Genomic DNA, 12,957 nt, shown 5'->3' on the forward strand with positions numbered 1-12,957 from the left:
TGTAGTGGTCAACTAATTTTGGCCACAGTTTTAGAATCTTGATATCTAACCTCAGATTCATTTGGTGCTAAACCGGCATTATAATGATGCGGCCTAACATTGTTGTAATATCCATTTATGTAATCACTCACGCTATATTTAGCGTCTATAAAGTTTCCATATCCAATCTTTGGCATCCATTCCGTCTTAAAGCTTCTAAAAATCGCTCCATTGGCGCATTATCCCAACAATTTCCACGTCTACTCATACCTTGTGTGATTTTATAGCGCCATAAACGTTGACGATATTTTAAACTTGTATAATGGCTACCTTGGTCTGAATGGAACATGAGTCCTGTCGGTTTCCCTCTGCTTTCATATGCGAGTTCAAGCGCTTTTAGCGTTAAATTAGTATCTGGTGACAACGACATTGCCCAGCCAACCACTTTGCGTGCAAATAAATCAATAACCACGGCTAAATAAGCCCAGCGATTGCCTGTCCAAATATACGTCACATCACCGCACCACACGGTATCCGGCTCAACAACATCAAACTGTCTATCAAGCAGGTTTGGGATTTCAAGGTGTTCATTACCACCACGTTTATATGAATGTTGAGGTACTTGGCAGCTTTCGAGCTTTAATTTAACCATTAGCTTAGCTGCACGATAACGGCTCAATTCAAAATCATTGTTCGTTGCTATCGCTGCGATTGTCCGTGCCCCTGCTGAACCACCACTCATCGCATGTATTGCTTTTACTTCAGCCTCTAATCTTGCTTGCTCAGGTGTCGGCGCTGTATCCCGTATGGCCCAGTACTTATAGCTGCTGCGATGCACATTGAATACGCTACACAGCAGACTAACTGGATAACGCTCTCGTTGATTTAACTTCTCGATTAACGAGAATTGTTCAGGGAGTCGGACATCAAGAGAGCGGTAGCCTTTTTTAATATATCCTTTTCTAATTCAATGCGTTGGATTTGCTTTTTAAGTTCGCGGATTTCAATTTGTTCGGGCGTCATTGGTGAAGCTGTGGGTGTCTGACCATTGCGTTCTAGCTTTAATTGAGTAACCCATTTACTTACGGTTGATTTACCCACCCCCATAGCTTTTGCTGCGTCTTCTTGCGTATAACCTTGGTCTACTACAAGCTGAGCCGTTTCTAATTTAATTGCCGCTGAATATGTTGCGCGTTTTAATTTCGTCATTTTTTCACCCAAATTTGTATGCTTATTAGCATAACATTTCTTTCTTAATGGGTGGCCAAAATCACTGTACCACTACACACCGACATCCCTTATGAATTCATGCTTCAAAAAATCTTGAATCATCTTGCACTTGAACACTTCATCTGCATCTAGGCCCTCAGTGTTTGGCTGCGCCCCAATCATGGTTACATTAATTTTTTCTAGCGCTTCATACACAATAAGTGAAAAAAACACACCATCTGGAATTTTCATTTCCTCTACAGCAACAAAAGGAGACATAGGCGCTGTATACAACAAAGCTTCATTGTCTCGGTTTAGCCTTCCTGCTTTCACTATATGTTCAGGAGGCTCCCAACAATCAGAAACCTTGGACATAGTTCGAAGCGGAATTTTTCGGTCGTCATCAGGTAGTGCTCTCACCCGGTAAAACCTTGTACCCGCAGGATAGCTAGCATTCATAGGCGTCAATACCGAAATATCACCATTCGGCGTACTAAAAGTGATCACTTCAGTGATAGCTTTTTGCACATCTTGATATGACATTCGTTTGAAATCTAAGTCACGAAATTTACCGATCTTATCGTGTAAGTGCGCCACATCAACGTGTTTTAAAAATCCTTTAAGTTGACCACTAATCCCTCTCAAGAAATGTAACGCCCTAATAATGGGCAAAAAGTGGTTGGCTAAAATGTTGAGGAACGAAAACAGCCAACTGTTTTTTTGTCCTTATTAATTAGCTTGTTAGCTGGCATTAGCACCAAGCCTTTTAATAGTGAATGCTACAGGAACCCCAACAACATTTATATCATTTGTACTTATTGGAGCCTCTAAAGTAGTAAAGCCCACATCAACAAGTACATCAGGTTGAATTTGCGTAACAACGCCATAAGCGCGATAACACCAACCAGATTGATGCACTAACTGTTTTTTACAATCTGGATTTGAATTAAACATTGATTCCCAACTTTCGTCTTCGAAAGCTAAACCAACAAATATATCTAATTCAATTTCTGTATCGGCCGCCAACATAGAGCCACCAAACTCATCCATAACGCGTAATTCTATATCACCAACCTTAACGGTAGCTTCTAAATATTGACCTTCTGAATCGATAAATGTGGCTCGCATATTCCTTGCCTGCTAACGCCCCACTCACCGGAATTTTGGGAGCGAAGCGAGTAAAATTTCCGTGTGAAGTGGCTTGTTACATTGCTATTCTAAAAATATTTCGACTAGGGCTTCATTCTTTATAAATTCAGTTTCTTTAAATAAATCTGGATTAGTTTTTAATGTTCTTTGTATCTCAGACTTTAATTCACCAAAAACTTTTTTCCATATCTATAGCGCTCTACGTTATCCTCATATTTTTTATTCAGTAATCGAATTTGTTTTGCATAAGCCGATTGCTCAGGCTTATTGCTCTTAAGATCATGATCAATTAGCCGATCTATAGAAGCATCCTTCGCTTTTAATGTAGCATTATTGATTAGTGCTTCAGCCTTCTCTATTGAAATTTCTTGATATAAAGCATTAATATGTTTTGGACAAATATATTCTGATTCTAAATCTACACCTTTAGTAACGAAAAAAACGAAACCACTTTTTTCGACTCTACTTCTAATAGAGTCTATGTCTTTATCATTATGATAATCTCTATCCCTATGAATAATTACTTGTATATCAGGTCTTTTATCTTTTAAATATTTTCCTAGAATGAGCGCCGAGCTTATTTGATTGGCACCAAGATAAGAGTAAAATTCAGTTACTTCTGCATTGCAACCTTGCGCTTTAAAATATGAAATAACATGCTCATGCTTTTCATCCTCTGTTAAAACAACAAAACGTACACTATCTTCAAGTTGAATTAACTTAGACTTTAAGTCTTCAATTTCGCTTTGATGCTCATATATTTTAGTCAAATAAGGAGTAATAATTGGAAGTAATCCCATACTTTCATGAAGTTCATTGGTTTTCTCATGTGAAACAACATCAACCTGAGTACAGCTATCTTCGCCTTGTGAAATATAAAACGTATTTACATTATCGCCATCAGTTTTATCAAGTGCATAAAATGCAGGAGAATGAGTTGTAATGAAAATTTGAATATCCTTTGAGTACTCTTTAAATGTTTTAGCTAACTCAAAGGCGTATCTTAATTCTAGATTATTTTCAGGTTCCTCAAAGCCCCAAATAGTATCGGGTTTAACATAACCCGCCCTTGATATACTTCGTTCTTGTTCTGACATATATTTTAAAATCACAGGTATATGTCTAATTTTTATTCCATCACCACGTTGCTTTAAGTGGTAAGTATTACCGCTTAGTCGAACACCAAAATCTAGATTAGAAAATAACTGCTTAAAATCCGAGGGAACTTGAATTGTATTTGAAATCCCAATTTGTTCAGATAAATCTTCAGTTATGCCTTTAGTTATGTTTTGGATTCCACTTATGAACTCTTCACCTTGTGTAGATAAAATATCTGCATAAGCTTCATTCAATACATCGTAAAGTTCCCCCATTAAAGCTGAAAAGTAATCTTGTCCCTTTATCGCAGGAATATATCTATACCTAATTTTATCTAGCCATTGTGACACGCCATCTCTAGAAGGTACTTCATTACCACTTTCTATATATTTTCTTTCTTCAATGATCGATCCATCTTTTCTCCACCGTTTTGTCCACCTTAACGGCTTTGCATGCTTAAAACGTTTTTTAGGTGGCTCAATGACTAAATCTATCCTAATTTCATTTCTGGTACCCTTGCCAGTATTTGAGTGATAACAGTAATCTTCTGAAAATCTAAAGCGAGTATCTAAATCCGTTTCATTGTTGAAGAAAAGGTTTAATGCTCTCAACAAGTTCGATTTTCCTTGGTCATTTTGTCCTACAAAAATATTAAGGTCTGAAAAATCCAATTTTTTGGTTACTGACTTTAATGAACGAAATTTTCTAATCTGAACAGACTTAATTATTTCCATTTAACGAGGAGACTCCATATTTCGATGCAATGTAACGCCCGCTTAAGTGGTGAGCAACGATGCCACAAGACTCAATTATTACACCGTAAACACAAAAGCCAAATCAAACTAAAAACGCCGAGCGTTGCGAATCCGTCTTAAAGCGTTTGTTATAACGCTGCTTTCATGACTTAGACTTTTCACCAAGATATTGCGAAAACCTCAAGAGGTAACCATCTGGGTCTTGCACTAAAAACTCGCGCTGCCCAGAAAGGCTATGGCCAACGTCATACCATGTATCTTTCTGTTCTTTGAACAATGATATCCCAGCTAACTTGAGACGTTTATAAACAGGTTCGATGTTCGATAGTTCAATTTGAAAATTTACACCACGCCCGAACGGCGCTTCTAAGCTTCCTGTAGCCCAACCGCTATCATGAATTTGCTCCAACATGATTTGTACTTGTTCAAATTCGATGTAAGCAAAATCTGGTTTTGTTCTTTGACTTCTAACCTTAAACCCTAAGATTTCACAGTAAAAATTCAGTGATTTTGAGAAGTCTGATACCGATAATTCTGGCACCATTGGATTCCAATATTCTTCCATACAATCCTTAATATGTGTGATGAACTCTACTGCGTTATAGACATAATGACTCCCACACGGTGTTAGCCTCCGCTTTTCGTGGGTTAGCTTAATTCAAAGCCAGAGCCATAATTAGTTTGTCAATTAACTAAACAGCAGAGGCTAACATGAATAAACATAGCATACTTTTTATCGGTCTTGATACACATAAAGAATTCAATGAAGTCGCCTATATTGAAGAACATAGAGGTGCGAAACCCGTTCATCTTGGCCGAGTTTCGTCTTCCAAAGTGGCTGTTCAAAAGCTTGTTCGTCAGTTTGAATCCAAATACCCTGGCGCAACACTTCATTTTGTTTATGAAGCTGGCCCATGTGGTTATTGGATTTACAGATTAATTACCAGTCTCGGCCATTGCTGTTATGTGGTTGCACCCTCTCTTATTCCCAAAAAGCCAGGTGAGAAGATTAAAACCGATAAACGTGATGCCCTTAAGCTCGCTAAATTACTTAAATCTGAAGATTTAACACCTATTTATGTTCCCGAGCCTGAAGATGAAGCCGTACGTGATTTATCTCGCGCACGCGAAGTGGCAATGAAGGATTTAAAAGATGCTAAATATCAATTAAAGGCACTGCTGCTTCGCAATAATATTAATTACAGAGGCACTGCAAATTGGTCACAAAAACATTTACGTTGGCTCACTGAGCTTGTGTTGCCACATCCCGCGCAGCACATCGTCTTACAAGAGTTTTTACACACAATTAATGAACGAATAAGCCGACTTGAACGGCTAGACAATGAACTAACACACCATGTTCACCAGTGGCGTTATTATCCTGTAGTAAAAGCAATACAAGCTATGCGTGGCGTTCGTTTGTTGGTCGCCACCGGCGTTGTTGCTGAGCTTGGCGATTTATCGCGCTTCGACCACCCCCGCAAATTAATGAGTTATCTTGGTCTTGTACCTAGTGAGCACTCGAGTGGTGGCAAACGCCATATTGGCGCCATCACAAAATGCGGAAACGGCCGAGCGAGGCGCCTTCTCGTTGAAGGCGCACACACTTATCGGTATGCGGCAAATATATCGACAGATATGCAAAAACGACAAGAGGGTTTACCAAAGGACATTATTGATATTGCGTGGAAAGCACAACTTAGGCTCTGCAAGCGCTATAAAAAAATGATAGCCAAAGGGAAACATTACAACCTGGTTGTCACCGCCATTGCTCGAGAAATGATTGCATACATATGGGCAATTGCAAAAGAAGTGGTGCTAACGCCAGTAAATACAAAACTTAGATTGGCAAGAGTACCTGCATGATAAACGAATTAGAGTTAATGCATAGGATCAAGCATCGGGAGTGGCACAACCACCGACGGCGTTAGGATGGCAATGTAGCTAACGCTTCATTGAACCACGAACATAGACTGAAGACAGGTGCCACGACGAAATAAGTAAGGTCTGCTCTGTTACTAGAAATAGTAATAACCAACGAATATCAGCAAGATAACCGACGACATTACTTGCTTCATCCTATGTATTAACTCGCTCTAATTCGAGCTAAAGTAATTATGGCTTAAAAAAGTTAGGCAGGGATCAGTGCGTTTAACTTGACAGTGGGTGATGAGATGGACGCTCCCCAAAACGGCGTCAATGCGCCAAACTGGTTATAACTCACATTCAGTTAAAGGGAACGTCCACCATGAAAATTAGCACATTATCAATTGATTTGGCAAAAAATGTATTCCAAGTCGCTGGCTTTAATTCTAACCATAAAAGGGAGTGCAATAAACGCTTAAACAGACCTAAACTCAACGCCTTCATTGCAAATACACCACCGTGCCGCGTCGTGATGGAAGCCTGTTATTCTTCTCACTATTGGGGAAGAGTATTTACGTCTTACGGTCATACCGTTGACCTTATTCCTGCACAACACGTTACTCCTTTTGTTCGCGGTAATAAAAACGATAGTAACGATGCCCTTGCTATCTACGAAGCAAGCTTACGCCCTAATATTAAATTCGTTCCTATTAAAACCGAAGCTCAGCAAGAAATACTCACGCTTCATAAAATACGCGAGCGGCTTCTGCAAAACAGGATTGCTGCAACCAACCAGTTACGCGGTTTATTGGTCGATTTTGGGTATGTATTTCCTGTCGGTATGAAGGTATTTGAGCAAGGCCTCATTGCGTTAGAAAGTGATTCTGAGCTTCGCCCAATACTGCGCACAATGGTGAGTGATATTTACACTGAGTACAAAACCCTTGTTAAACGCATTAAAGCCATTGAAGCGATGCTTACTGCACACGTTGAACGGGATACAAACGCTAAAATACTTCACTCCATTCCTGGCGTGGGTGTACTCAATGCCTCAGCCTATGCGGCATCAATCGGGAACGGTCAGGCATTTAAGAATGCAAAAGAACTCGGGGTGTGGCTAGGATTAACACCTAAACAATACGCGTCAGGCGATAAAAGTAAAATGTCAGGCATTACTAAGCGCGGTAACAGTTACTTACGAAAACAACTTATTCACGGTGCTCGCGCCATTATCGCCAGAAGTCACCATAAGACAGATGCGCTAAGCCAATGGGTAAATCAATTACGCGAGAAAAAACACTTTAATTGTGTGGTGGTTGCCACCGCGCACAGATTGGCGCGACTGATGTGGGTATTGCTGACCAAGCAAACCCTCTATTCACCTCAGTATGTGCAAAATACACGCAAGGATGCTTAATTATGCGTATTTTACACGCCAATCACACCCGAGTTTACGACTTAAGACAGCCTGATTATGACATAGGTTTTAAAACCTGAGTGGGTGTTTGGGCACTTAAGTCGTAACATACGCTTATCCTGTATGTACTTCACTTATAATGAAATAAAAAGCGCACGCTAACCAAGGTTAACCAGATAAAGACACGAGATTCAATCTCGTTTGGGTGAATATTTTTTAGGTCCCTTGGTACGAAGCTCATTAGGAGCATGGCGCATGATAATCATGACACCATAGCTCGAATATATGTCAGTACCTTTGCTTTTTAGCAAGCTTGTGACGCATCATTACTGCGAAATGGAATACATGATAATGAATAAAAGCACCAACTTAGATGTTTATACATCGGCTCGTCTTGACTTCAAGGGAGCGTCCATATAAGTCATACCAACGCCCATATCACGGGCTATTGAATGTTGGACTGCTTTTTGCAGCCTTTGTTTTTTCGCAAAAAACGGGCCGACGTTTAATTGTCCCAGTGCATATTTTTGTTAGGTTTTTAGCTTTTATTTTTAACTCGTTCTTTGGAAAAAACATCTAGCATTGCTTTATATGTTTCGAGTTTAAATTCATAAGCAGGGCTATTTTCAAACCAATTTACTTCAGTTCCCAGCCATCTAGGAACATAATCATCATCAGAAGAATCATCTAACCCAAATCTTGTCCATATAACTGTATTTCCTTTTATAAGCACTTCAACGACAATTAAAGTGCAATATAGATCCACATCATCAGGACACATTAACAATGGTAAAATAGCCGTTCCATTCTTAGGTAAAACCCTTTCCCAAACCACCATTTCTTCGACATCATGATTTAATGCTGAAAATAGCGTTGGTATTAAACCAAGATAATCTTGATCAGGTTTAAGCTGATTAATAATTGAATCCAAGCGAACACCATCAATATATATACAAGGGTGTTCTTCTGACCAAAACTTAGTCTTAAAATACTTTGCTTCAATTAGATTCATGAACTATTCCAACGGTTGACCTGAAACCTAACGCCCACATTAACTGGCTAAAAATAGTGGTCTAAAATGAGTGAGGCACGAACGAGTGACCACTGTTTTTAGTCCTGTTAAATTGCTTGTTATAAAGCTAGTGCAATTGAACCTTACAATTGATAATCACATTTCGATATAACAAGTTTTTACAATTTAAGATTAACTCTCAACGAAGCACATTGACGGACGAAGCTGAAAACTAATTTTAAATTGTTTACTGAATATTGGTTTTGGACTCCCAAACACGCTACCGCACTTGAAGTGCAAAACACAGCAAGCAACGACGTTTAGGCTTTGCAAAACTAGCCAATTCTAGCAAACTTAACACGAAGTTGATGATGCAAACTTCGCAAAAAACACTGCTGATTCAGCTTTCACAAAACCAACTTAAAAACACTAAATAAAATGCCTTATAACGCCCACATTAACTGGCTAAAAATAGTGGTCTAAAATGAGTGAGGCACGAACGAGTGACCACTGTTTTTAGTCCTGTTAAATTGCTTGTTATAAGGCCAGCTTAACTGAACCCTACAATAGGAAACCACAATGCGATGTGGTTTACCTTTTTAATTTAAGATTAATTCTCAACGAAGCGTATTGACGAACGAAGTTGAAAACTAATTTTAAATCGATAACTGAATATCGGTTTGGGACTCTCAAACACGCTACCGCACTTGAAGTGCAAAACACAGCAAGCAACGACGTTTAGGCTTTGCAAAACTAGCCAATTCTAGCAAACTTAACACGAAGTTGATGATGCAAACTTCGCAAAAAACACCGCTGATTGTGGCATGACAAAACCAACTTAAAAACTCTAAATGAAATGCCTTATAACGCCACCTTAAGCGGCAAAAAATTGTTTGCTAAAATGTTGAACGAAGTGAAAACAGCAAACTGTTTTTTGTCCGTTTGAAGGTCTTGTTATATTTTAATTACCACCGTTCAAATAGAACTTCATTTTCATCTAGATCATATTGATGAAGTGTAAACGTTTCAGAAAATGGGGCTTTAATTGAAGTGTGTTCCACATACTTTACTTTCCCTGTGACAGCACCTTGGCTATTCACTATTTCATAACTATAACGTTCTTTTTGACCAAGGTTACCTGCTTCAAATTTACTTATAAATTTAAGCTCTTCGCCCTCATTTAGTTTTAACCTTTCTTTCCAACTCATAGTTTTCTCCAATTCCATTTAATGCTCGAGGCTTCGATAAAATATAACGCCCCTAAGCAGCGGCGGATTTTTGCGTTTTGGAGCGAAGCGACAGCAAAAATACGTCATGCTGGCTTGGTTTGTTATGCCTTTTCACCGACGGACTCCACTTGAGTGTTTAATATTTGTCGCATCATAATAATCGAAAACTTTACACCATCTTTTTCTGCGACCATATCTTTAATGTAAACTTTGTTCTGTTCATATTTTTTGGGGAAATTGATACTCATATAGGTCATTCGCTTTTTCTCTGGCTCCCAGAATCTATACTTAACCTCAGCGTGGCCTGAGTACTTCTTGAGAAAACGATCAATAGTGAGGCCTTCACGCTGCCAATTCACTAATTCTTTGCTTACCCAGACTTCATCCCAAGTTTCGAAGACAGGGAAGTGAGCAAGGACATTCCTCACGAATTTAAACAAAGGCCCACCTATCTCAGATTCCATGGGTGAGCGCTTCTTTTTTATAGCCTCAAGAACATACTTGAATGGCTCGTAGGTAAGTAGCTCAGAATATACAGCGAATATATTTGATACTTTACTGAACCTGTACCAATCTTCCTTCTCCCAAAATTCATCTTCCATGATTTCATCGAACAAATCGTAGAATCGGTTGTAACCAAGAGTAAGAAACAACTCTTCAGATTTATTTGGTCTCTTCTCCATAGCTTGGTTTACCTTGAGGCATAACGCCTTGCTAAGAGGCTAAAATGGTTGGCTAGCTTTTTTGCGGTTCTTTGCAAAAAACGAGCAAACTGTTTTAGTCCTTTTGAGCAACTTGTTAGATTTTTAATTTACAATTTTAGAAAAATATTCATCAAGAGATATAGATGAATGCCTTGTTTCAGGTGTTTCACCTAAATTTGAACCAGAGTTTTGACCAAAATATAGTCTTTCACTATCGATATAAATCAAAGTATAAGAGGATTGAATTTCAACATTATCCGGAATTTCAATTGGAACTGAATCCAGACCAAAGGCTTCTATACTTTCTTCACTGATTGTTGCATCTAAAACCTCAAGCTGACTAGTATAAGTGAGACTAGATATTATTGAGTCGCAAGCTGTATCTGTTGCATCAAACAACTCAACTATAGATGTCGATTGTAGTGACGAATTTATAGTAAGTGTATTATTATTGTATGCAGCAACAGTTGAGTCGTTATATACAGGGACGCAGTTTCGCTCCCAAGAAGTGCTAGATAGGCTTGCTATAAAGTTTTCTTTGGGTGTGTCAGTCTCAACTGTTTTATTTTCAGAACCGCCACAAGAAATCAACGTGAATGATGATAAAATCACGCCAGTTACAAGAAATATATTTTTCATTAGTACTCCATACTACGATAAAAATCTAACAATTTTGTATACGACATTTGTCGTTTTATAAACCGACAAATGTCCATATATTACGTTGCATCTATTTTAGTCACGAAATAACTCCATGTAAACAAATGGTTAATATCAACCCGGTTTTTATAATTGTAGAAATACACCAAAATGGTGGAGATCAGTAATATTGGACAAAACAACAATCACTGTCTGTATTCACAGCATTTATTAACCTAGGCAACCAACTAAATTGATAACAAAAGACGGTGTTACTAATAACAAGTACTGCTTTGGCAGTTGCTTTTTATAGGCTGACCAAGATCAAATTTTAATTTCATACACGTAAGTACTGCCTAGCTACTTATCGCTCATTACTGTCTGTTTAATAAGATAAGCCTGTTCATTAAATCTATAAACACACACCAACGATGACAGTACCGATTAGTGAAAATATAATGGTTTATTAATACAAAATTGCACGTTATTGTTTAGTACTTAACACTAGAAAATGATAAATAAATGGCTTTTTATATTCTGGCATTGTCAATATTATGCGTTTTTTCTCGCTGCAATATTCTTATAATACGACAACCCCTTTGGCACTACTTAGTAGCTTTAAGTGTTGTAAGTGCTTATGCTGAAGGTTATATAAATTTATATGCTCTGCTGAGCACTGGGCTTTACGTTGTTTTATACTACTGTGCGCTAAATACAAAGCGGGCAATAATACGCACTATATTAGGTACTGTTTTTGTTATTACCTCATTAGCATTAGCACTTCATTGGGTGCCTGGTTTTAGTAACCTCCCTATTGTTATAAACGAGCGTATTACCAGCGATGCGATTACTTTTACCCTTTATGCTAATTTTGATAAAGCTATGGCTGGGTTATTTCTTTGTGCTTATTTTTATTCAAATAAAAGGCCTTTAAAAGCAGAATCTAATAAAGCGGGTCCATTGAACGTTAAACAACCCATTTTAATAGTTATTGCTACTGTTTTAGCTACGCTCATAGCGGCTTTAATGCTTGGACTTGTAAGCTTTAACCCAAAAGTGCCCGACTTTTGGTTAGCCTTTATTGCTATTAATCTTTTATTTACCTGTGTTGCCGAGGAAGCTTTATTTCGAGGTTTACTGCAAACTAAGCTTAGCCAAATTATTACACCAACCCGTTTAGCGCTACTTGCTCCTTTAATTACGGCTGGTATTTTTGCTTTGGCACATTTTGCAGGGGGCATTAACTATGTGCTGGTCTCGTTTATAGCAGGCTTAGGATACGGCTATATTTTTTATAAAACGCAGCGTTTAGAATGGGCTATTTTATGCCATTGGTTAGTGAACGTTTGCCACTTCTTTTTGTTTACTTACCCTATGCTCAGTGATGTTTAAGTTACTTACAAAAACAAACAATTTATTAACCTACAAGCCTTGCGCGTATTAAATTAAATAAGTATCTTTATTCCCTAACAAAATTAATAAATTGATGGATCAATTAGATATGCTACGAATCATAATAACCTTAAGCTTACTCATTATTTTAGCGGGCTGTTCTGGAGCTCGCTTTCACACCAATATAACTAAAGATATTTTAGCAGATCAAGTCAGTACTCGTGTTGCTAGAGGAGATCTTCAACAGTTTTATAGTGATCAAGAAGCGCACGAGAGCGGCGCTAAACTTTTAGGTAGAGTTGAAGGGCAGTTCTGTATTAACAAAAATCATGATACTAAGCCTAATATTAGCTATAACCGTGCTAAGTCTCACGCCATTGACGCGCTTAAAAATGATACTATGAATAGAGGCGGGAATGCTTTTACTATTAACTCTTGTAGCGAAACGTCTGTATCGTATTGCGACTTATCTGTTTTATGTAGCGGACAAGCCTACGACTATTAATAA

The 12,957-nt window shown here is 38.2% G+C and carries 12 protein-coding genes and 1 pseudogene; 4 read left to right on the forward strand and 9 right to left on the reverse strand.

The window, feature by feature from the left end; genetic code table 11:
- Nucleotides 1–8: 8 nt before the first annotated feature.
- The 5 genes and pseudogenes from P4S65_RS00005 to P4S65_RS00025 all read right to left on the reverse strand — a co-directional run bounded on the left by P4S65_RS00005 (nucleotide 9) and on the right by P4S65_RS00025 (nucleotide 4,755).
- A pseudogene (locus P4S65_RS00005) lies at nucleotides 9–1,188 on the reverse strand (IS3 family transposase).
- A gap of 72 nt (nucleotides 1,189–1,260) precedes the next feature.
- Nucleotides 1,261–1,833 carry a hypothetical protein gene (locus P4S65_RS00010; protein ID WP_337119308.1) on the reverse strand — a complete coding sequence of 191 codons (573 nt, stop codon included), beginning with the start codon at nucleotides 1,831–1,833 and terminating at the stop codon, nucleotides 1,261–1,263.
- 96 nt (nucleotides 1,834–1,929) lie between these two features.
- Nucleotides 1,930–2,316, reverse strand: a complete 387-nt coding sequence (locus P4S65_RS00015; RefSeq protein WP_337119309.1) for a hypothetical protein — start codon at nucleotides 2,314–2,316, stop codon at nucleotides 1,930–1,932.
- A 182-nt stretch (nucleotides 2,317–2,498) separates the two neighbouring features.
- Entirely contained in the window at nucleotides 2,499–4,169 is a 1,671-nt protein-coding gene (locus P4S65_RS00020; protein ID WP_337119310.1) for an ATP-dependent nuclease, read from the reverse strand.
- A gap of 163 nt (nucleotides 4,170–4,332) precedes the next feature.
- On the reverse strand, nucleotides 4,333–4,755 hold the full coding sequence (locus tag P4S65_RS00025) for a bleomycin resistance protein (RefSeq protein WP_337119312.1): 423 nt from the start codon (nucleotides 4,753–4,755) through the stop codon (nucleotides 4,333–4,335).
- Nucleotides 4,756–4,901: 146 nt separating this feature from the next.
- Between P4S65_RS00025 and P4S65_RS00030 the strand changes: the two genes are divergently transcribed.
- On the forward strand, nucleotides 4,902–6,056 hold the full coding sequence (locus tag P4S65_RS00030; RefSeq protein ID WP_033040661.1) for an IS110 family transposase: 1,155 nt from the start codon (nucleotides 4,902–4,904) through the stop codon (nucleotides 6,054–6,056).
- 382 nt (nucleotides 6,057–6,438) lie between these two features.
- Nucleotides 6,439–7,473, forward strand: coding sequence for an IS110 family transposase (locus tag P4S65_RS00035; protein ID WP_337119313.1), 1,035 nt, complete (start codon nucleotides 6,439–6,441; stop codon nucleotides 7,471–7,473).
- Nucleotides 7,474–8,011: 538 nt separating this feature from the next.
- Here the strand turns inward: P4S65_RS00035 and P4S65_RS00040 are convergent.
- The 4 genes from P4S65_RS00040 to P4S65_RS00055 all read right to left on the reverse strand — a co-directional run bounded on the left by P4S65_RS00040 (nucleotide 8,012) and on the right by P4S65_RS00055 (nucleotide 11,057).
- Nucleotides 8,012–8,485, reverse strand: a complete 474-nt coding sequence (locus P4S65_RS00040) for a hypothetical protein (protein WP_337119314.1) — start codon at nucleotides 8,483–8,485, stop codon at nucleotides 8,012–8,014.
- A gap of 965 nt (nucleotides 8,486–9,450) precedes the next feature.
- Nucleotides 9,451–9,693, reverse strand: coding sequence for a hypothetical protein (locus tag P4S65_RS00045; protein ID WP_337119315.1), 243 nt, complete (start codon nucleotides 9,691–9,693; stop codon nucleotides 9,451–9,453).
- Between the two features lie 122 nt (nucleotides 9,694–9,815).
- A complete protein-coding gene (locus P4S65_RS00050; RefSeq protein ID WP_337119316.1) occupies nucleotides 9,816–10,397 on the reverse strand; it encodes a hypothetical protein in 582 nt (193 codons plus the stop codon).
- Between the two features lie 123 nt (nucleotides 10,398–10,520).
- Nucleotides 10,521–11,057: a hypothetical protein gene (locus P4S65_RS00055; RefSeq protein ID WP_337119317.1), complete on the reverse strand. Its 537-nt coding sequence runs from the start codon at nucleotides 11,055–11,057 to the stop codon at nucleotides 10,521–10,523.
- 522 nt (nucleotides 11,058–11,579) lie between these two features.
- On the opposite strand from P4S65_RS00055, the gene P4S65_RS00060 reads away from it, so the two are divergent.
- Together P4S65_RS00060 and P4S65_RS00065 are read left to right on the forward strand one after the other, a co-directional pair.
- Nucleotides 11,580–12,449 carry a CPBP family intramembrane glutamic endopeptidase gene (locus tag P4S65_RS00060; protein ID WP_337119318.1) on the forward strand — a complete coding sequence of 290 codons (870 nt, stop codon included), beginning with the start codon at nucleotides 11,580–11,582 and terminating at the stop codon, nucleotides 12,447–12,449.
- 109 nt (nucleotides 12,450–12,558) lie between these two features.
- Nucleotides 12,559–12,954 (forward strand): hypothetical protein, encoded by a 396-nt coding sequence (locus tag P4S65_RS00065; RefSeq protein WP_096794134.1) that lies wholly within the window; start codon nucleotides 12,559–12,561, stop codon nucleotides 12,952–12,954.
- Nucleotides 12,955–12,957 lie beyond the last annotated feature (3 nt).

It is taken from the genome of Pseudoalteromonas sp. B131b (assembly GCF_037162545.1).
GTDB classification, from domain to species: Bacteria; Pseudomonadota; Gammaproteobacteria; order Enterobacterales; family Alteromonadaceae; genus Pseudoalteromonas; species Pseudoalteromonas fuliginea.

Excerpts from the sequence above, each read along its gene's own strand:
- P4S65_RS00015 (WP_337119309.1), bottom strand. The coding sequence starts at position 2,316 with ATGCGAGCCACATTTATCGATTCAGAAGGTCAATATTTAGAAGCTACC.
- P4S65_RS00060 (WP_337119318.1), top strand. The coding sequence starts at position 11,580 with ATGGCTTTTTATATTCTGGCATTGTCAATATTATGCGTTTTTTCTCGC.
- P4S65_RS00045 (WP_337119315.1), bottom strand. The coding sequence starts at position 9,693 with ATGAGTTGGAAAGAAAGGTTAAAACTAAATGAGGGCGAAGAGCTTAAA.
- P4S65_RS00040 (WP_337119314.1), bottom strand. The coding sequence starts at position 8,485 with ATGAATCTAATTGAAGCAAAGTATTTTAAGACTAAGTTTTGGTCAGAA.
- P4S65_RS00025 (WP_337119312.1), bottom strand. The coding sequence starts at position 4,755 with ATGGAAGAATATTGGAATCCAATGGTGCCAGAATTATCGGTATCAGAC.
- P4S65_RS00035 (WP_337119313.1), top strand. The coding sequence starts at position 6,439 with ATGAAAATTAGCACATTATCAATTGATTTGGCAAAAAATGTATTCCAA.
- P4S65_RS00030 (WP_033040661.1), top strand. The coding sequence starts at position 4,902 with ATGAATAAACATAGCATACTTTTTATCGGTCTTGATACACATAAAGAA.
- P4S65_RS00055 (WP_337119317.1), bottom strand. The coding sequence starts at position 11,057 with ATGAAAAATATATTTCTTGTAACTGGCGTGATTTTATCATCATTCACG.
- P4S65_RS00050 (WP_337119316.1), bottom strand. The coding sequence starts at position 10,397 with ATGGAGAAGAGACCAAATAAATCTGAAGAGTTGTTTCTTACTCTTGGT.
- P4S65_RS00020 (WP_337119310.1), bottom strand. The coding sequence starts at position 4,169 with ATGGAAATAATTAAGTCTGTTCAGATTAGAAAATTTCGTTCATTAAAG.
- P4S65_RS00065 (WP_096794134.1), top strand. The coding sequence starts at position 12,559 with ATGCTACGAATCATAATAACCTTAAGCTTACTCATTATTTTAGCGGGC.